A 19,318-nucleotide genomic window follows, 5' to 3' on the forward strand; every position below is an offset into this window, starting at 1 on the left:
ATGACCATTCCCGCCGGGCAGGCAGCCGACCCCTTCTGGACCACCACGCTGCGCCGCTGGAGCACGGTGTGCTGGGTGCTCTTCGCCGGAATGGCGATCGGGCTGGCCGCGCTGGACCGGCCCGGCGGGAGCAAGTACTGGGCGCTCGGGGTGCTCGGACTCCTGGCCCTCTGCTACGCGGTGGTCGACCGGTTCCCGGACAACCCCGTGCTGCGGCCGCACACCTACCTGACGGTGCTCGTCATCGTGCTCGGCGTGTTCGCCTATCTGCGCGGCTCGTTCGGGACGCTGTTCATGGTGACGCTGCCGCACTTCTGGATGTTCAGCCGTACGCCCCGGGCCTCGCTCCTCTTTCTGGGGCTCGCCACCGGGTCGACGCTGACCGGGAGTTGGCTCCGGCTCGGCTCCTCGACGAAGTTCTACGGTGAGACGCTGGTCCCGGTCGTGATCGTGGTGGCCGTGGGGATGCTGATCGGTCTGTGGGTGCACTCGGTCGTCGCCCAGAGCCATGAACGGGCCCGGCTGATCACCGAGTTGGAGCAGGCACAGTCCGAGCTGTCCGAGGCGCACCAGCGTCAGGGGGCGGCCGATGAGAGGGAGCGGATGGCACGCGACATCCATGACACGCTCGCGCAGGGTTTCGCCTCGATCATCGCGCTCGCGGAGGCGGCCAGGGCGGGCCTGGCCTCCGATCCGGCGCGAAGTGCCCAGCAACTCAGGTCGATCGAGTCCACGGCCCGTGAAAACCTTGCCGAGGCACGGGAGTTGGTCGGGTCGGCCCAGCAGCAGGGGCAGCTGGCGGCCGGTTCGGTGGCGCAGACGCTCCGACGCACTCTGGACCGCTTCGCCGAGGACACCGGGCTCGCGGTCGATGCGGAGCTGGCGGACATCGAGTGCGACCAGCCGACCCGCATCGCGCTGCTGCGCTGCACACAGGAGTCGCTGGCCAATGTGCGCAAGCACGCGCGGGCGTCCACGGTCGGCGTCGTACTGGCCCGGCAGCCGTACGGAGTGGAGCTGGAGATCACGGACGACGGGGCCGGGTTCGTGCCCGGGGAATCGGCGGGCTTCGGGCTCGACGGGATGCGCAAGCGGCTGGCGGAGCTGGGCGGCGAGCTCACGGTGACCAGTTCGGTGGGGGACGGGACGCGGGTGCTGGCGACGATTCCGACGGACGCCACGGAGACCGTGCCGAACTCGGAGAACCCAAAGAACACAGCGAGCACGGAGAACACGGATGCTGCGGAGAGCGAGGTGACGGCATGACCCGCGGGAAGCTGCGCATCGTCGTCGTCGACGACCACACCGTGATGCGGGCCGGCGTCGTGGCCCTGCTGGCCGCCGAGACCGGCATCGAGATCGTCGGCGAGGCGGGTGACGGCCGGGCGGCACTCGAACTCGTCGCGCGGTTCCAGCCCGATGTCGCCCTGGTGGATCTGCGGATGCCGGTGCTGGACGGGGTCGCGACGACGGCGGAGATCGTGGCCGCCCACCCGCGCACCCGGGTGCTGATCCTGACGACGTACGACACCGATGCCGATATCGAGCGCGGGGTCGAGGCGGGGGCGATCGGCTACCTGCTGAAGGACGCCACCCGCGAGCAGCTGGTCGACGCGATCCACTCGGCGTCCCGGGGCGAGACGGTCCTGGCGCCCCGGGTCGCGGAGAAGCTGGTCGCCCGTATGCGCCGCCCCGCCCAGCCTCCGCTCACCGCCCGCGAGGCCGACGTCCTGAACGCCGTCGCCGACGGCCTCACCAACGCCGAGATCGGCACGCGCCTGGTCATCGCCGAGGCCACGGTCAAGACCCACCTGCTGCGCCTGTTCGCCAAGCTGGACGTGAACGACCGGACGAGGGCGGTGGTGGTGGCGATGGAGCGAGGGCTGCTGCGGAGGTCTTCCGGTATGGAGGGCTCCGGGTGAATGGTGGCGGCATGCCGAAGAAGAGCTGCTTCACGTGCAAGAGCCTGGAGGAGGAGCACCGCTTCCTGGCACCCCAGGAAGCGGACTGGCTCAAGAAGCACAAGGACATGAAGAACGTGGACGGGTTCATGGTGTGCGAGGCACCCCTGGACGGCGGGGACAAGCAGTGCCGGAACCTCCGGACCTACTTCAAAGAAAAGCCCTTCAGGGAACCCCTCCGTCTGCCCGACCCGAGCTGAGCCCGCCTCGGCCCCTCTCATCGCTCACCGGGCTCACAGGTTGCTGAAGTCCGGCCCCGCCGTCCGCGTGCGCTTGATCTCGTAGAAACCCGGTACCGAGGCGACGAGCAGCGTGCCGTCCCAGAGCTTGGCGGCTTCCTCGCCCTTGGGGGCCGGGGTGACGACCGGGCCGAAGAAGGCGATCTGCTCGCCGTCGGCGCCGGGGACGGCGATGACGGGCGTGCCGACGTCCTGGCCGACCTTGTCGATGCCCTCCTGGTGGGAGGCGCGCAGCTGGGGCTCGTACGGGGTGTCGTCCCAGTGGTCCATGAGGGACTCGGGCAGGCCGACGTCCTTCAGGGCGGCGGCGACGCTCTCCTTCTCGGGGCCCTCGCCCTGGTTGTGTATGCGGGTGCCGAGCGCGGTGTACAGGTCACCGAGGACCTCGGCGCCGTGCTCCTCCTGGGCCGCGATGACGATCCGGACCGGGCCCCACGCCTTGGTGGCCAGCAGTTCGCGGTACTCCTCGGGCAGCTCGTCGATCTTCGGTTCGTTCAGTACGGCGAGGCTCATGACGTGCCAGCGGACCTCGATGTCCCGGACCTTCTCCACCTCCAGCACCCAGCGCGAGGTCATCCACGCCCAGGGGCACAGGGGGTCGAACCAGAAGTCGACGGGGGTCTTGCCGGCGGTCTGCTCGGACATGGTTCTCCTCGGTGAAAAGTGTCAGGGGCCCTCGGTACTTTCTCCCAGGCCCAACGCAACCGGTCACCCGTGCCATTCCCGGCTGTCCGCTGTCAGGGGCACATGGCAGGATCGGCCCTGTTCACGCGTACCCATGACGCCCCGAGGGAGTGCCGCCCGTGCCCGGTGAGAATCTGTCCCGCGACGAGGCCCGTGAGCGGGCCGCACTGCTGTCCGTGGAGGGGTACGAGGTGTCCCTGGACCTGCGCTCCGCGGTCGGCGGGACGGACGTCGGGCCGCGGACCTTCCGGTCGGTGACGACCATCCGCTTCCGCTGCGCCGAGCCGGGCGCCGCGAGCTTCGCGGACCTGATCGCGCCGAGCGTCACGGCCCTCTCGCTGAACGGCCGGGATCTCGACCCGGGCGCCGTCTTCGACGGGACACGGATCCTCCTGGAGGACCTCGCCGAGGACAACGAACTCGTCGTGGACGCCCAGTGCGCCTACAGCCGCACCGGCGAGGGCATGCACCGCTTCGTCGACCCGGAGGACGGCGAGGTCTACCTCTACACGCAGTACGAGCCGGCCGACTCCCGCCGCGTCTTCGCCAACTTCGAGCAGCCGGATCTGAAGGCCCCCTTCCGGTTCGAGGTGCGGGCCCCGGAGGGCTGGGTCGTCTGGAGCAACGGCGTCGGTGAACTCGCCGACGGGGTGTGGAAGTTCGCCGAGACCAAGCCGATCTCGACGTACATCACGGCCTTCGTCGCCGGCCCGTACCACTATGTGTCGGACTCGTACGAGCGGGTCTTCGAGGACGGCACACGCCTGGAGATCCCGCTCGGCGCCCTGTGCCGCAAGGGCCTCGCCAAGCACTTCGACTCCGACGACGTCTTCCTGGTCACCAAGCAGGGCCTGGACTTCTTCCACGACCACTTCGACTACCCGTACCCGTTCGGGAAGTACGACCAGGCGTTCGTGCCCGAGTACAACCTCGGGGCGATGGAGAACCCGGGCTGTGTGACCTTCCGCGAGGAGTTCATCTTCCGCGGCCGGGTGACCCAGGCGGCGTACGAGCGGCGGGCGAACGTCATCCTGCACGAGATGGCGCACATGTGGTTCGGCGACCTGGTGACCATGGTGTGGTGGGACGACCTGTGGCTCAAGGAGTCCTTCGCCGACTTCATGGGCACCTTCTCGATGGTCGAGGCGACCCGGTTCACCAACGGCTGGACCACCTTCGCCAACAGCCGCAAGTCATGGGCGTACCGCGCCGACCAGCTGCCCTCCACCCACCCGATCACGGCCGACATCCATGACCTGGAGGACGCCAAGCTCAACTTCGACGGGATCACGTACGCCAAGGGGGCTTCGGTACTGAAGCAGTTGGTGGCGTACGTCGGACGGGACGCGTTCCTGGAGGGCGCGCGCCGCTACTTCAAGCGGAACGCGTACGGGAACACGCGGCTCGGCGACCTGCTGTCGGTCCTGGAGGAGACCAGTGGACGCGACATGGCCACCTGGTCGCGGTCCTGGCTGCAGACGGCGGGCGTCAACTCCCTCACCCCGCAGGTGATTCTGGGCCCCGAGGGGCGCGTCACGGAACTGGCGATCCTCCAGGAGGCGGCCGAATCACATCCCGAACTGCGGCCGCACCGGGTGGCGGTGGGCCTCTACCGGCGCTCCCCCGAGGGCACCGTGGAGCGGTACGCGCGCGCCGAGGTGGACGTCGAGGGCCCGCGCACGGTCGTCGGGGAGCTTGTCGGCGCGGCCGCCCCCGACCTGGTCCTCGTCAACGACGACGACCTCACGTACTGCAAGATCCGCTTCGACGAGGGCTCGTTGGCGACGCTGCGGGAGGGGCTCGGGGAGATCACCGACCCGCTCGCCCGTGCGCTGTGCTGGTCTGCGCTGTGGAACCTGACCCGCGACGCCCTCATGCCCGCCCGGGACTTCATCGACCTGGTGCTGCGCTTCGCCGGCCGTGAGTCCGACATCGGCGTCCTGCAGATGCTGCACGCCTGGACGAACTCGGCGCTCACCCACTACGCGGCGCCCGGCTGGCGGGCCGAGGGCGGGCCGCTGCTCGCCGAGGGCGCGCTGCGCGAGCTGCGGCTCGCCGAGCCCGGCAGCCAGCACCAGCTGACGTGGGCGCGCTTCTTCGCGGCGGTCGCGTCGGGCGAGGCCGACTTCCAGCTGCTCCAGGAGCTGCTGGACGGCACGGCGAAGATCGACGGTCTTGACGTCGACCAGGAGCTGCGCTGGGCGTTCCTGGAGCCGCTCGCCGTGCACGGCGTCGCCGACGAGGCCGCGCTCGCCGCCGAACTGGCCCGGGACGACACGGCGTCGGGCAAGCGGCACCAGGTGCGGTGCCTGGCCGCGCGGCCCTCCGCCGCGGTCAAGGCGCAGGCGTGGGCGTCCGTGGTCGAGGCGGACTCGCTGTCCAACGCGCTGGTCGAGGCGACGATCGCGGGGTTCGGGCGGCCGTCTCAGCGGGAGTTGACGGCGCCGTACGCCGCGAAGTACTTCGAGGTGATCGAGCGGGTCTGGGAGGAGCGGTCCATTCAGATCGGGATGGACGTGGTGAAGGGGTTGTTCCCGTCTCTGCAGGACTCCTCGGCGACGCTGGACGCGACGGATGCGTGGCTTGCCGCGCGTGGCGCGGCTGCGCCTGCGCTTCGGCGGCTGGTGTTGGAGGCGCGGGATGATTTGGCTCGGAGTTTGCGGGCGCAGGCGTGTGACGGGGCCTCCGGCGGCTGAGCGGGGTTTACGGGATTGCTTGTACGCCAAGTGCGGGTTGGTGGGGGCTGGGCGCGCAGTTCCCCGCGCCCCTAAAGGGGCGCATGGCTCGGCGGGTTGACAAGGCTAGGCGTCGATAACAGTTACGGAATGCAGGTAATCGCGCCGTAACCCCCGGTCGTCCCCATTCGGACCAGGGGGTTTCGGCAGTCGAACGCTTGCACTTTAGGACGGGCTTGTCCGGTTTTGTCGACGGGCGTGTAACAGCGGTTAGGAGGGCGGTCCGGCGCGGGAAACCCCGGGTCATGAACCACAACACCCCGCTCTCCCCCCGCCCCCTCCGCCATCTCTCCGACGTACGGCGGCGGGTGCTGAGCACCGCACAGCTGCGGTCGGACGGTGTGAGCACCGCCGACATCAACGCCCGGTGCCGGCCGGGCGGCGCCTGGCAGCAGATCCTGCCGGGCGTCTACCTGCTCCACCCGGGTCCGCCGACCAGCGAGGAGCGGCTGCACGCGGTTCTCCTGTACGCGGCCCGCTCCCCCGTCACCGAGCCCGCCGTCCCCGCGCAGCCCGGCGCCGGGGAGCCGCACGCCCCGCAGCGGTACGCCGACGCGATGGTCACCGGCCTCGCCGCGCTCGCCCTGCACGGCTTCTCCTCGGCTCCCCCGCTGCTGTCCCTGGACCGCATCGACGTACTCGTGCCGCGGCTGCGCCGGCTGCGTTCGACGGGCTGCGCCCGGATCGTCCGTACGCCGGGCCTGCCGGAGCCCGAGCAGGTCACCGGCATCCCGGTGGCGCCCGTGCCGCGGGCCCTGGCCGACGCGGTCGCCGACCTCGCGGACGCGGGCGTCGTACGCCGGCTGCTCACCGAGGCCGTACGCGGCGGGCACTGCGAACCGGCCGCCGTCGTCAAGGAGTTGACGCAGGCCCGGCTGCTGAGCCGCCCGCACGTCGTGGACGCCGTCGACTCCCTCCTCGCCGAGGGCCGCGCCATCGCCGAGGACCGCCTCTACCGCATGGTCCGCGAACACGGCCTGCCCGCCCCGGTCTGGAACGTGGACCTGCGCCTGCCCGGCGGCCCTCACCTCGGCGGCCTCGACGCCTACTGGCCGGACCACGCGGTCGCGCTCGAACTCGATACGCGTGCCCCCCGCCAGGACGACGACGCGATGTGGTCCGAGTACGCCCGTAAGCGCGAGCACCTGGAGCGGCTCGGCATCACGGTCGTGCACGTCACCCCGAAGAAGCTGCGCGAGGCGATGGAGCAGCAGGCGGCGGTCGTACGTACGGCTCTGATGGCGTCGGGGGACCGCGATCCGGCGGCGTATGTCGTGGTGCTTCCGCGTTAGTGACGATCCCGAGTCAGGGCAGGGTCGGGGCAGGCCCTACCACTGTCTGGGTGAGATCCCTGATGTCCGTGTCTCGCGGCGCGGGTTGACTGCTGATCCGGAACATTTCGGATCAGGACCAAGGGGGAGCACCAATGGCAGACAGCACGCGGTTATCGAGAAGGCGTGGACACGGTCCGGGACCTGGGCTTTCACGACAGCATCCGGCCGTAGTGGTCTCGGCGGTTGCGGTGGCGGCGGCGGTAACCGCCGCCGTGGCCGTGCCTGCCTCAGCCGGAACCGCCCGGCCGGGCGGTTCCCCAGCGGCACACGCGGAAACGCGGGCGGCGCTGGACGCGATCGTGGCGGCCGGGACGCCCGGTGTGCTGGCCCGAGTCACCGAGGGCCGGAGCCGGTGGTCCGGCACGTCGGGCGTGGCGGACCTCGGCACGGGACAGCCGCGCCGGCCGGTCGACCGGTTCCGGATCGGCAGCCTCACCAAGCCGTTCACCGCCACGGTGCTGCTTCAACTCGAAGCGGAGGGAGTCCTCTCGCTCGACGACAGCGTCGAGGACTGGCTGCCCGGAGTCGTGCGGGGTCACGGCAACGACGGCCGGAACATCTCCCTCCGCCAGCTCCTCAATCACACCAGCGGAATCTTCAACTACAACAACGACGCCGGCTTCCTGGCCAAGTTCACCGGGAAGTCGTTCCTCACCCATCGGTACGACGGAGCCACCCCCGAGGAACTGGTGGCGATCGGCCTCTCCCATCCTCCGGTGTTCGCACCGGGCACCGGCTGGTCGTACTCCGACACCAACTACATCCTGGCCGGCCTGGTCATCGAGCGGGCGACGGGGAAGAGTTACGCCTCCCAGGTCACGCGGCGGATCATCAAGCCGCTGAAACTCCGCGCCACCACCGTGCCCGGCAGCTCGGCGGCGGTACCCGGCCCGCACGGACGGCACTACTCCAAGCTCTACGACGACGATCCGGACGCGGCGGTCCACGACGTCACCGAGTTCAACCCCTCCGTGGCCGGAGCGGCGGGGCAGATCGTCTCGACCACCGGCGACCTGAACCGGTTCCTCCGGGCGCTGCTGCGGGGCCGGCTGCTTCCCGACGAGCAGCTGGAGGAGATGCTGACGGGCGTTCCCATCGGTGAGGAGGAGGGGTTCCCCGGACGAGCCGATGCCGACGCTGACACCGACGCCGACGAGGGAACCGCCGCCTATGGGCTGGGCCTCCGGTCCGACACGTTGTCGTGCGGGGTGACCGTCTGGGGCCACGGCGGTCAGGTCCCCGGCTCCCTGTCCAGGGCGGCGGCCACCCGTGAGGGCGACCACGTGATCGCCTTCAACAGGAACGGCGACTGGGGAGACCAGGCCCTGGAGGACGCGGTACTGGAAGCGGAGTTCTGCGACCGGTAGGGCCTTCCCTCTACGGGACGAGGACGACCTTGCCCGTCGTCGCCCTGGCCTCCAGGGCGGCGTGGGCGGCCGCCGCGTCCGAGAGCGGGAACGTCTGTACGGCCGGCACAAGCCTGCCCTCGCCGGCCGCTGCCAGCGCCCGGGTCTCGAAGGCCGGCCCGTCCTCCGGTCGGCCGATCAACAGGGTCAGCGCGTCGATCGCGGTGATGCGGCGCTCCTTCAACACCTCGGTGTCGGGCTCGAAGTCCCCCTGCGAGGCGTTGCCGATGGTGATGTACCGGCCGCCGTCGGCGATGAGTTCGAACGCCGCCCTCGCCTTGTCGCCGCCGACCCCGTCGAGCAGGGCGGTGACGGCCCGGCCGCCCAGCTGCTCGGCCACGGCCTTGTGCCATGACGGGACGTTGTAGTCGACTGCGAGGTCCGCGCCGAGTTCGCTCACGGCTGTCACCTTGGCGGGGCCGCCCGCCGCGCCGATCACCTTCGCGCCGAGGTCGCGCGCGTACTGGACGACCAGGCGGCCGATTCCGCCGGCCGCGGAGGTCACCAGCACGACGTCGTCCGAGGTGAGCTCGGCGACATCCAGCAGCTGCAGAGCCGTGGTTCCGGTGACCACCATGGCGACGGCCGCCTCGTACGCGAGTCCGTCGGGGACCCGGTGCACGGACGCCAGATCGGCGACCGCCAGCTCGGCATAGCCGCCGGGTGTGCCGGCGGAGGTCACGACCTGCCGCCCGATCCAGGCGGGGTCGACCCCGGGACCCACGAGATCCACTGTCCCGGCCACCTCGCCGCCGAAGACCGCCGGAAGCTCGGGGAGCGGCGGCAACGTCTCGCTGGCCAGGCCCGACCGCATCATCGTCTCGACCAGGTGCACGCCCGCCGCCCGCACGGCGATGCGCACCTGGCCCGGTCCGGGCACGGGGTCGGCAACGGTTTCGTACCGCAGATTCTCCGCGGGGCCGAAGGTGTGCAGGACGATGGCTCGCATGGCGTACTCCCGAAGTCGTGGTCAACCCGACCCTGAAAAGCCTGCTACCTCAACTTCGCTTGAGGTCAACCGGGCCGACGGCGGGAGTCGTCGCGCTGGTCACCCCAGGAACCCAGCGACGGTCGTCACGAACCGGTCGGTGTCGTCGAGCCAGGGATAGTGGCCCGCCCCCGGCTGGACGACGAGTGTGGCGTCGGGGAACAGGCTCGCGAACTCGGCCGCCGACCGAGGCGGGCTGTTCAGGTCGAACTCTCCGGCGAGCAGCAGGACGGGGGCCTCGCAGGCGGTGAGGGCGGCACGGGTGGTCTCCGGGGTGAAGGCGCCCTCGGCCGCGAAGAGCGTGACGGCTTCCTCGTTGCCGGGCCGGGCGGCCGCGTGGTGCTTCTGCGCCTCCGCGTCCCACCGGCCGCAGAAAAAGGGGGTGATGGCCTCCCAGTCACTGCCCGTGCCCTCGGTGATCGCCTTCAGGGCGGCGAACGCCTGCGGGAACCACGGCTCGCTCCTCCGAAGTCGCGCGAGTTCGCGTCGCGTCTCCCCTGTGATCTCGATACCGACAGCCCGGGTACTGGGGCCGATCAGGGCGAGCCTGCCGAGGTTCTTCGGGTACCTGGCCGCGTACTGCGTCGCGATGTTCGTGCCGGCGGAGTGGGCGAGCAGGTCCATGCGCGGGAGACCGAGGTGTTCGCGGAGCGCCTCGACGTCGTCGACCAGGCGGTCGCAGCGGTAGGACGAGGTGTCGGCGGGAATCGCGGACCGGCCGGTGCCGCGCGGGTCCAGGAGGATCAGCCGGCGGTGGGCGGACAGACCGCCGAGGTCGCCGAGGTAGCGGGAGTCCGTGGGACCTCCCGGGATACAGACGACCGGGTCACCGTCACTGTCGCCGTCGCCGGTCGTGCGATAGGCGAGCCGGGTTCCGTCAGGTGCGAAGAAGAAGGAGGAGGGCATGGCAGGGATCCTGACAGTCATAACCGAGTTATACAACCCGGTTATGATCGAGTGGAGGGTGCCGGGACACCACCAGGTCCCGAGGTATATAACCGAGCTATGCCAGGCGAGCAGGACACACAGCAGACCTCCGGCACGCTGACCGGGGAGCAGGCCGAGCGGATGCTCGCCGAGATGAACGACGTCATCCGCGCGGGCGAGGAGATGCGGAAGCTGCGCGCCGAGATGATCAAACTGTTCGCCGACTTCGGCTGGACCCAGGACAGGATCGCGCAGCTCACCGGCATGAGTCAGCCCGCCGTGTCCAAGCAGGTGACGAAGTACAAGGCGGGCGACCCGGTACCCCCGACGAGTCTCTCCCTCGACCAGCACGACGCACCCTGGCTCGAAGGACGCCTGTGGGGCCTCGCCGAGGAGATCTCCGAGCGCTTCGAGTCCTTCGACGAGACCGCCCGCTGTGCGCGCTACGTCCACGCCGTCGCCCGAGGAAAGAAGCGCTTCACACCCCAGAACGTCGACGAGCTGCGGCGCCTCGTCGAAGAGGACCTGCGCGCGCGCCGAGCGGAGCTGCCCGGCGGCTACCGGGACGCGTACGACGAGATCAGCCGCGGTCTCGACGTCCCCGCGAAGGCCATGACCACGGCCACCACATCGGCACTTGCCTCGCCCTCTGTGCGTCGCGCCCTCGCTCGGCAGATCCAGCGCGACCGGCTGCCCAGGGGCGACGCCTGAGCCACCGCGTACGAAGCCGGACTCACTCGAAGCCGGACTCACTCAGCGGCGACCGCCAGCAAGAGCTGGCTCACCGCCGAGAAACCGCCGCACTTCGCCTCCACCCGGAACAGGCCGGGCCAGGGAAGCCGTACCTCGGCGTGCAGACGACCGTCTCGGCGGATCAGGCGTGGGCGGTCGATCTCCAGGTTTTCGGCGGCATCGAAGACCTGGAGATCGACCGCCACCGGGTTGTCGACCAGGTCGATCTCGATGGGGCACCGCTCGCGCGCGGTCACCACGTCCGGTACGTACAGGCCGAGTTCGGTCGCTCCCAGCGGTGGCGCGAGCGGGCGCTCCGTCAGCACCGAGCGGGTGAACATGACCGCCTCCTCGCTGCGGGCGAGGGCGCCGTGGCTCTGCGGGAGGCAGAAGGGCTGTGCGCTGCCGGCGAGGGCGGTCTCGCGGTACACCGTTCCGTCGCCGCGCCGGTCGAGGCGGGCGTCGCCGTCGGGTACGTACTCGTGCAGTTCCGCGGTGCCGTCCGCCAACGTCAGGCTCTGCGGGGTGCGTTGACCGACGCCTACCAGGGGGCGCAGCTGCGGCAGGGCGTTTCCTTCCGCATCCGCCGCGTTCAGTTTCTCGCGGCGGTCGAGTGACTGCTGGGCCAACTCCCGGTCCCCGCCCAGGAATTCGGCGTCGGCGGCCGTGAAGTGGCGGAACTCGCCGCCGGGTTCCCGTACGCAGCGGTAGCCGGGCAGTAGTTCGTACAGGCCCGGCAGGGTGCGGGCGAGGGTACGCAGGCGACCGTGTGGGCGCGAGGCGTCGCCGCCAGGGCCGAGCAGGCCCGCGGCCTGGACCGAGCCGTGGAACGGGGTGCCCAGGGTGATCAGTGTGCGGACCTCCCGGTCGCCGCCGAGCAGTGTCATGAAGTGGCGCGCGACCAGGCCGCCCATGGAGTGGGCGATCAAGGTGAGCCGGGCGTCGCGGCTGCCGTGCGGGTGGGCGCGCCAGGCCCGCAGGTGGTCGTCGGCCGCCTCGGCCAGCCGGGCGGCGGCGTGCTCGGTCGAGAGTCGCCAGTCGTACGCGAACTCCCGTACCGCGTCGGAGTGGGCGGCGCTGTGCCGGGTGCCCGCGATGAGTCTCGTGTACGGCTCGAAGCCCCGCAGGACAGGGGCGAAGGCGGGGAAGCGCAGGAGCCGGGTCGCGCGGACGCGGCCCGTGCGGCCCTCGCGTTCGTCGTCCGTGACGTGGAGGCTCGTGAGTGGGGTGCCGGACGCCCAGGCCCTGCCGTACCGGCGCAGGTCCGAGCCGCCCCACAGGACACGGCCGGTCGCCGACTCCACGAGTTCGCTGCCCATGAGCCCGGGCAGGACGAGGATCGCGTCACGTTCTCCTGCTCCTGTCGCCGCTGCTCCTGTCGCCACTGCTGCTTTCGCCCCCGTGCGTCGCGATCCACGTGCGCAGCAGGATAGTTGGCCCCATGACTCCGAGTGACTCGAAGCGTCCGAGTCGCCCGGAGCGGGTGAACGCCCTCGGGTGCGCTCACCCGCCCGTGAACCGTGGGCGTTACTTGTCGCAGAACTCCGCCTCGATCACCGCGTCCGTGTCCCCCGACCAGTCCCCGTTGAAGTTGAACGCCAGCGAGTGCCGGCCGTCCTTCGTCGTCACCGCGTCCGAGTTCGAGCCGTGGATGCCGCCGCTGTGACCCCAGACCACGACACCGCAGCTCAGTTTGCGTTCCATGAGGCCGAGGCCGTAACCGGCGTTCGGGATGGCCTCGACCTTGACGGTGGTCTTCATCTCGGTGAGCTGCTTCTCGGGCAGGAGCTTGCCGCGCATGAGGGCCGAGTAGAAGCGGTTCAGGTCGCCGGAGTCGGAGATCATCTCGCCGGCCGAGAAGGCGATCGAGGGATTGAGTTCGGTGACGTCGTACGTCGGTCCGGTGCTGGTCTCGGCGAGCTTGCTGTACGCCCGGCTGCTGGGCCGGGGCACCTTCGGGTCGGTGCCGGGGACGGAGGTGGCGCGCAGGCCGAGGGGCTTGATGATGCGGGCCCGGATCTCGTCGCCGTACGTGTGGCCGGTGGCCTTCTCGATGACGAGTCCGGCCAGTACGTAGTTGGTGTTGGAGTAGTTCCAGGACGTGCCCGGTGCGAAGTCCGGCTTGTGCTTCATGGCGATCTTCACCAGCTGCCCGGGCGGGAGCGTGTCGAAGCGGTTCTTGAAGAAGCCGTCCTTGAGGAAGTAGGTCCGGCCGAAGTCCTCGTCCGAGGTGTAGTCGTAGATGCCGCTGGTGTGGTTGAGGAGTTGGCGGAGCGTGATCCCGCTGCCGTCGTGGCCGTTGCCCCGCACGACCCCGGGAAGCCACTTCTCGACCTTGTCGTCGAGCGAGAGCCTGCCCTCCGCCTCCAGCTGGAGCAGCACCGTCGACACGAACGTCTTGGTGATGCTGCCGACCCGGTAGCGGTCGTGGGCGGAGCGCGGCTGGTCCGTCTTGAGGTTGCCGACGCCCGAAGTGCCCTTCCAGGTCCCGTACTTGTCCTTGGCCTGGCCGGCCACACCGGGGACGCCGTCCTGCACGGCGGCGTCCATCGCCTCCTGGGTCGCGCCGTGGTCTCTGGTGGGTGCGGCGGCGGGGGCGGCGGCCACGGCGGGGGCCGTGAGCGAGGCCGCGGCCAGGGCGGCCGCGGCCGTCAGTGCGAGACGCAGCGTGCGGGATGCAGTCATTTGTTGTCCTGTTCCCTTCAGTCGGTGGTGAACCGAACGGAGGGACACAGAAGCTGTCCGCGGAGGTTGCCTGCGTTGCGCTGGTTGAGCCGGTTTCGGCCCTTCTCGGAGACCGGCCTTTCCCGGAGACCCGCCCTGCCGGTCAGGCCACCCGCCGCTGCCTGCGGCCCGTGAGCAGGCCGGACCCCGCGCCGAGCGCGACGACGCCCATGCCGACGGAGGTCGCGATGCCCTGCGGGTGTAGCGGACTACACCGAGACCGGGACCCGGACCGGGACCGGGACAGCCGACCACACCGGCGCCACACCCAACAGACAGATGGCCGCCCGTCCGCTTGTGCGTTTGTTCGCCTACGCTGATCGCCATGCGGAAGACCTTGCGGCTGGCGGCGCGGGCCACGGCCCAGCTGGTCGTGGCCGCCGGGCTGACCTTCGGCACGTACATCTTCATCACCATCCTGTTGATCGCCGCCACCGCCACCCTCACGGTGATCGGCGCCGGGATGCTGCCCGAGACGGTGCTGCTGGTGCGCCGGGTCGCCGGGGCCAAGCGGCGCATGGTCACGAAGTGGACGGGCCAGGAGATCCCTGAGGCGTATCAGCCCATCGAGGGCACGCTCCGCGAGTCCTTCCGTACGGCGGTCCGCGATCCCGGCACGTTGCGGGACATGCGCTGGATGTTCGCCTACTACGGGTACGGCCTGCTGCCGGTCCTGATGCTGCCGCTGTGGCCGGTCGGCCTGGTCGTCGACGGCGTGTGGTGCGGGCTGCTGCGCCGCGAGGCGGTCGTCCTGCCGCTGATCAGCCGGCTCGCGGACCTCGACGCCAAGTGGTCCACCGCGCTGCTGAAGCCCTCGCCGAAGGCGCTGCTCGCCGTGCGGGTCGAGGAGCTGACCCAGACCCGGGCGGGCGCGATCGCCGCGCACGGCGCCGAGCTGCGCCGGATCGAGCGGGACCTGCACGACGGCACCCAGGCCCGGCTGGTCTCCCTCTCCATGCGGATCGGGCTCGCCCTGCGCGCGTACGAGAAGGACCCGGAGGGCGCGCGCAAACTGCTGGACGACGCGCAGGACCAGGCCCAGGAGGCCCTCGCCGAGCTGCGGCACGTCGTACGCGGCATCCACCCGCCGATCCTCACCGACCGCGGCCTCGCCGGAGCGGTCCGGGCGCTGGCCGCGAGCAGCGGGCTCGACGTCACGGTGACCGTGGACGGCCTGGAGGACGCCGACACCGAGCAGGCCGGGGCGCGGGCTCCGGCGGCCGTCGAGGCGGCCGCGTACTTCGTGGTGGCCGAGTCGCTGACCAACGCCGCCAAGCACAGCGGCTCGGAGCGTGCCGAGGTCCGCCTCGCCTGCCTGGACAGCGGACTGCGGGTGTCCGTACGCGACGAGGGGCGGGGTGGCGCCGACGAGACAGGCGGCTCCGGGCTGCTCGGTATGCGGCGGCGCGCCGCCGCGCTCGACGGGACCCTGACGATGACCAGCCCCGCCGGGGGCCCGACCGTGATTGAAGTGGAGCTGCCGTGCGTGTGGTGATCGCCGAGGACAACGCCCTGCTGAGAGAGGGGCTCGTCCTGCTGCTCACCTCCTCCGGGCATGAGGTGGTGGCCGTCGTGGGGAGTGGTCCCGAGGTGCTGCCCGCGATTGTCGGGCACCGGCCGGACATCGCCGTGCTCGACGTCCGGATGCCGCCCGGTTTCCGCGACGAGGGGCTGCGCGCCGCTCTCGCCGCGCGCAAGGAGATCCCCGGGCTGCCGGTGCTCGTGCTCTCGCAGTACGTCGAGGAGTCGTACGCCGCGGAGCTGCTCGGCGGCGGTGCGGGTGGGGTCGGTTATCTGCTCAAGGACCGGGTGGGGCGGGTCGACGAGTTCCTGGACGCGTTGGAGCGGGTCGCGGCGGGTGGCACGGCGCTTGACCCCGAGGTGGTGTCCGAGCTCCTCGTCCGGCGCCGGGACTCTCCGCTTGATTCGCTCACACCTCGTGAGCGGGAGGTTCTGAAGCTGATGGCCGAGGGGCATGACAACGTGACCATCGCGAAGGTGCTGGTCGTCACGGAGCGGTCGGTCAGCAAGCACATCGGGAACGTGTTTTTGAAGCTGGGGCTGCCGCCGAGTGACAGTGGGCATCGGAGGGTGTTGGCGGTGCTGGCTTACTTGAACAACTCGTAAGTGCCGGGCGGGGGTTGGTGCGTAGGCTGCGGGCCGTCCGTGGCTGGTCGCGCAGTTCCCCGCGCCCCTTACGGGGCTCAGCCCTTCTTCAGGACCAGCTCCGTGTTGCGGTCGCCCGGTTCTCCGCTCAGGTCCGAGCGGGCGCCCGGGGCGTTGAAGGAGAGTTCCCGGTAGAGGGCGGCCAGGCCGGTCTGGGTGAGGTCGGCGAAGTCCGTGCCGTGCGGGGCGCCGGACTCGATGAGCGTGGTGAACAGGGAGACCGTGCCGTCGTGGTTGTCGACGACCTCGATGACCCGAGCGAGCTGCGGGAAGTCGATGTGCGAGGCGGTGGAGACCTCCCAGAAGGAGCGACCGTCGGGGGCCGCGTGCGGGGTGATGTTGTTCTTGTGGCTGTGGCCGTTCACCCAGGCCAGGGTCGAGCGGTGGCTGCCGAGCAGGGCGAGCACCTCGTCGCCGCCGTGCCGCCGCTCGCCGGGGTGGTTCGGGTCCTCGCGGAGGTTGCGCATCGTCTTGCTGGTGTGGTGGCTGAAGACGATGACGTGTTCCTTGTTCTTGTCGGCCGCCCGCAGCGTGCGCTCCAGCCACCTCAGCTGGGCGGTGCCGAGCGAGCCCTCGTAGTGGCCGCCCGGGTCGGTGGTGTCGATGCTGACGCCGAGCAGGTCGTCCGCCATGCGGAAGGTGTAGTACTGGGTCTTCGCCGCGAGGTTGGCCTGCGAGTAGCCGTGCCCGACGGGGCCGGGGCCGGTGTGTGCCGGGTCGAGGTGCGCCCGGAGGTACTCGGCGGAGGTGAAGGGGGCCCGTCCCTCGTCCGGGGTGACCGAACGCATCTGCCGCGCCTGGGACTTGAGCATCTCCTTGAAGGCCGAGCCCTTGGGGTCGCCGCCCTTCTTCACGTTCTTCCAGATGGCGGCGCCCACCGACTCGTCCAGCGTCATCAGCTTCTTGCCGCCGACCGCGAAGTCGGCGAAGAAGGAGTCGCCGGGCGCGTAGCAGCCGCCGGGCAGCGAGTCGTGGTTGCCGACCGTGGAGTACCAGGGCAGGTTCAGGCCGGGGCTGCGCAGTTCACGGATGGCGGCGGCGAGGAAGCCGTCGATGCGCGGGAAACCGACCTGCTTGTCGGCGTCGCGCAGGGCCGCGTCGGGCTGCCAGTACAGCTTGAGGTCGCTGTTCTGGACGCCCTCGTAGCGGCTGGGGTCACCGGAGTTGGGGGTGACGCGGCCGCCGCTCATCACCTTCAGGAACCAGTCCAGCTCCGTCTTGGCGTTGTTGTCCGTGTTGTCGCCGGTGGTCATCACGAAGTGCAGCGGCGAACCGGTGACGGGGGCGCCGCGCAGCGCGTTGACCCGCTCGACGAGCGAGACCGCGCCGGCCACCGACAGGGACTCCTGCGGGCGCCAGGCGCTGGCGGTCTGGGCGCGCAGGTACTCGTAGCGCAGCGGGTGCTGTACGTCGACCAGGTGCAGGTCGGTGAACTGCACGAAGGAGGCGAGCGTGGTGCGCCGCCCCTCGCGCCCCGCCTTGGGCGCGGCCAGCTCGCCGCGGACGACACGCGGCCAGGCGGGCCCGTCGCCGAGCCGCCGGAACCCGGCGCCCGAGCGCGGGGCCGAGACGGTCGAGAGGGTCGTACCGCGGGTGTACGGGGCCAGCGGCGCCGCCGGTGCTCTGCGCGAGACGGCGATCGGCTGCCCCTGAGCGGCGGCGGAGTCGGTGGCGGCCTCGCTGGTACCGGGCCGCAGCGCGAAGCCGATGCCCGCGGAGAGGGACACCGCCCCTGCTGCGGCCAGGAAGGCACGGCGGTCACGAACAGTGGCGGTGGCGACAGAGCGTATGCGCGACATGGCGCGGTCTCCCCGAGTACGAACGCGTCAGCAGTGGTCGCGGGGCGTCCGGACTGCGAACTTCCCGCTCATACTGGATCGTTGGCATTGGGGATGACCTGGGAGTTAACTGGGCGGCAACGGGCAACGCCGATCACCGTACGTGGATCTTGGACTACCCTCCGCGTCCACCGAGCCCTCCCTGAACCGAAGGGAGGCGGTCACTCCACGTTCACTTAGCTGGGTACGGAAGCTAATTCTCGGTGATTCCGGGGGTCTCGGGGAGCTCGGGGACCGCCGCCGTACGGCCCACCGCCGGCCGCTGCCGCCACAGCGTCAGCCCGACGTCGACGAGCCCGACGCGGTCCAGGGCGGGCACCTCGTCGAGGAGGTGCCAAGCCGCCAGGTCGGTGGAGCCGTCGGTCTCGTGGCGCAGTTCGCCGCCGGTGACGCGGACCTCGTAGACGATCCGCAGGCCGTGGAAGTCGGCGGCGCTGCCGAGGCGGCGAGGATAGCCGCGCCGCATGGAGTCGATGCCGAGCAGCGCGACCGGTTCGACCGTGTACCCGGTCTCCTCGTCGACCTCCCGGATCACGGTGTCGTACGGGTCCTCGCCGTGGTCCATGCCGCCGCCGGGCAGCGTCCAGCGCTTGGTGCCGTCCCGCGCCACCCAGCGCGCGAGCAGCATCCGCCCGTCCCGCACGCAGACGGCGTAGGCCGCCACCCTCAACTCCTTGTGCATGCGCCGACGTTACGGCAGAGGCGGGTTCACCGGTGAGTACTCGGGCGGGGACCAGCTCAACGGGCTCGCTCCGGGTGTGTGCACGACGGCCTCGACGGTGAAGCGGACGGTACGGGTGCCGTCGGGGCCGAACTCCGTGCGGGCCGTGCCGGAGAGCTGGAGGGCGGCCCCCGTCTCCCAGTCGAGGAAGAGGAGTCCGGCGCGCGGGTCGGCGGTGAGGTTGCCGAGGGTGAGGAACATGGAGTTTCCGGGATAGTCGCGCCAGCTCAGTTCGGACGGCCCGTCGACGTGCACGAAGCCGGGGTTGCCGCCGCGATGGCTGGCGTCGGCTCCGTGGTCGTGCACGGTGGCGAGGAAGAAGGTGTCGGCGGCGCGGACGAACTCCTGTTGCCCGGCGCCGAGTTCACTGCCGCGCAGTGGTTCGCCCGGGGTGCGCCGGACCGTCTCGTACGACTCTCTCTTCTGCAGGTACTTGGGGCAGTTGGAGAAGACCTGGTCGGCGTCGACCGCCAGGCCGCGGGCGGTGGGCCTGGCCCGGCCGTTGAGGCGCATCCGGCGGCGGGTGCGCGGGTCGAGTGCGATGGTACCGACCGGGGTTTCCGCGACCGCGAGAGCGGCGGCGAGCGGGTCACCCGCGCGCGGCACGCCCGCGACCGATATCTGCCGGGGTCCCGTGGCCCGTACGAACCCGGGTTCGCCGGTGACCAGGGAGGCCCAGACCCGGCCGCTGTCCGGTTCGGCGGCGCCGAGCACGAGCATCGGCTGGAGCTCCAGGAAGGCGGCGGCGACCGGCCGCAGCCCGTCCCCGATGGACCGCCCTACGTGATCGGCGAGTTCGCGCACGCCGACCCGGTCCTGCACGGCCCGTGAGCCGGAGTGGTACGCCACTGTGTCCTCCTGGT

17 protein-coding genes are annotated in these 19,318 nt (G+C 70.8%); 9 read left to right on the forward strand and 8 right to left on the reverse strand.

The window, feature by feature from the left end; translation table 11 throughout:
• The 3 genes from AB0I18_RS12245 to AB0I18_RS12255 are packed head-to-tail and all read left to right on the forward strand — an operon-like array spanning position 1 to position 2,161.
• The gene (locus tag AB0I18_RS12245; RefSeq protein ID WP_363105353.1) at positions 1–1,266 is read left to right on the forward strand and encodes a sensor histidine kinase; all 1,266 of its coding nucleotides are present in this window, start codon (positions 1–3) and stop codon (positions 1,264–1,266) included.
• Entirely contained in the window at positions 1,263–1,922 is a 660-nt protein-coding gene (locus tag AB0I18_RS12250) for a response regulator transcription factor (RefSeq protein WP_363105354.1), read from the forward strand. The genes AB0I18_RS12245 and AB0I18_RS12250 overlap by 4 nt, the downstream gene beginning before the upstream one ends.
• Positions 1,923–1,933: 11 nt before the next feature.
• The gene (locus AB0I18_RS12255; RefSeq protein ID WP_363105355.1) at positions 1,934–2,161 is read left to right on the forward strand and encodes a hypothetical protein; all 228 of its coding nucleotides are present in this window, start codon (positions 1,934–1,936) and stop codon (positions 2,159–2,161) included.
• 33 nt (positions 2,162–2,194) lie between these two features.
• On the opposite strand, the gene AB0I18_RS12260 is transcribed toward AB0I18_RS12255, so the two are convergent.
• Complete coding sequence (locus tag AB0I18_RS12260; protein WP_363105356.1) at positions 2,195–2,845, reverse strand: DsbA family protein; 651 nt, start codon at positions 2,843–2,845, stop codon at positions 2,195–2,197.
• Between the two features lie 158 nt (positions 2,846–3,003).
• Between AB0I18_RS12260 and pepN the strand changes: the two genes are divergently transcribed.
• From pepN to AB0I18_RS12275, 3 genes are all read left to right on the forward strand, one after another.
• Entirely contained in the window at positions 3,004–5,580 is a 2,577-nt protein-coding gene (gene pepN / locus AB0I18_RS12265) for an aminopeptidase N (RefSeq protein WP_363105357.1), read from the forward strand.
• A 284-nt stretch (positions 5,581–5,864) separates the two neighbouring features.
• The gene (locus tag AB0I18_RS12270; protein ID WP_363105358.1) at positions 5,865–6,911 is read left to right on the forward strand and encodes a hypothetical protein; all 1,047 of its coding nucleotides are present in this window, start codon (positions 5,865–5,867) and stop codon (positions 6,909–6,911) included.
• Positions 6,912–7,123: 212 nt separating this feature from the next.
• Complete coding sequence (locus AB0I18_RS12275; protein WP_363105359.1) at positions 7,124–8,320, forward strand: serine hydrolase domain-containing protein; 1,197 nt, start codon at positions 7,124–7,126, stop codon at positions 8,318–8,320.
• Positions 8,321–8,330: 10 nt separating this feature from the next.
• Here the strand turns inward: AB0I18_RS12275 and AB0I18_RS12280 are convergent, their stop codons facing one another.
• Complete coding sequence (locus AB0I18_RS12280) at positions 8,331–9,308, reverse strand: zinc-binding dehydrogenase (protein ID WP_363105360.1); 978 nt, start codon at positions 9,306–9,308, stop codon at positions 8,331–8,333.
• A gap of 99 nt (positions 9,309–9,407) precedes the next feature.
• A complete protein-coding gene (locus tag AB0I18_RS12285; RefSeq protein WP_363105361.1) occupies positions 9,408–10,253 on the reverse strand; it encodes an alpha/beta hydrolase in 846 nt (281 codons plus the stop codon).
• Positions 10,254–10,352: 99 nt separating this feature from the next.
• Between AB0I18_RS12285 and AB0I18_RS12290 the strand changes: the two genes are divergently transcribed.
• Entirely contained in the window at positions 10,353–10,985 is a 633-nt protein-coding gene (locus tag AB0I18_RS12290) for a helix-turn-helix domain-containing protein (protein ID WP_363105362.1), read from the forward strand.
• 38 nt (positions 10,986–11,023) lie between these two features.
• On the opposite strand, the gene AB0I18_RS12295 is transcribed toward AB0I18_RS12290, so the two are convergent.
• Both AB0I18_RS12295 and AB0I18_RS12300 read right to left on the reverse strand, forming a co-directional pair.
• A complete protein-coding gene (locus AB0I18_RS12295; protein WP_363105363.1) occupies positions 11,024–12,391 on the reverse strand; it encodes a hypothetical protein in 1,368 nt (455 codons plus the stop codon).
• 142 nt (positions 12,392–12,533) lie between these two features.
• Positions 12,534–13,691, reverse strand: a complete 1,158-nt coding sequence (locus AB0I18_RS12300) for a serine hydrolase domain-containing protein (protein WP_363105364.1) — start codon at positions 13,689–13,691, stop codon at positions 12,534–12,536.
• Between the two features lie 364 nt (positions 13,692–14,055).
• On the opposite strand from AB0I18_RS12300, the gene AB0I18_RS12305 reads away from it, so the two are divergent.
• Positions 14,056–15,225, forward strand: a complete 1,170-nt coding sequence (locus AB0I18_RS12305; RefSeq protein ID WP_363105365.1) for a histidine kinase — start codon at positions 14,056–14,058, stop codon at positions 15,223–15,225.
• Positions 15,213–15,857: a response regulator transcription factor gene (locus tag AB0I18_RS12310; RefSeq protein ID WP_363105366.1), complete on the forward strand. Its 645-nt coding sequence runs from the start codon at positions 15,213–15,215 to the stop codon at positions 15,855–15,857. Before AB0I18_RS12305 ends, AB0I18_RS12310 begins: the two co-directional genes overlap by 13 nt.
• Before the next feature lie 77 nt (positions 15,858–15,934).
• Here AB0I18_RS12310 and AB0I18_RS12315 read toward each other — a convergent pair whose 3' ends face one another.
• The 3 genes from AB0I18_RS12315 to AB0I18_RS12325 all read right to left on the reverse strand — a co-directional run bounded on the left by AB0I18_RS12315 (position 15,935) and on the right by AB0I18_RS12325 (position 19,304).
• The gene (locus AB0I18_RS12315) at positions 15,935–17,695 is read right to left on the reverse strand and encodes a TIGR03767 family metallophosphoesterase (RefSeq protein WP_363105367.1); all 1,761 of its coding nucleotides are present in this window, start codon (positions 17,693–17,695) and stop codon (positions 15,935–15,937) included.
• Positions 17,696–17,927: 232 nt separating this feature from the next.
• Positions 17,928–18,416: an NUDIX hydrolase gene (locus AB0I18_RS12320; RefSeq protein ID WP_363105368.1), complete on the reverse strand. Its 489-nt coding sequence runs from the start codon at positions 18,414–18,416 to the stop codon at positions 17,928–17,930.
• Positions 18,417–18,425: 9 nt separating this feature from the next.
• On the reverse strand, positions 18,426–19,304 hold the full coding sequence (locus AB0I18_RS12325; RefSeq protein ID WP_363105369.1) for a pyridoxamine 5'-phosphate oxidase family protein: 879 nt from the start codon (positions 19,302–19,304) through the stop codon (positions 18,426–18,428).
• Between the last annotated feature and the right edge of the window lie 14 nt (positions 19,305–19,318).

Source organism: Streptomyces sp. NPDC050704, assembly GCF_040654355.1.
GTDB lineage: Bacteria > Actinomycetota > Actinomycetes > Streptomycetales > Streptomycetaceae > Streptomyces.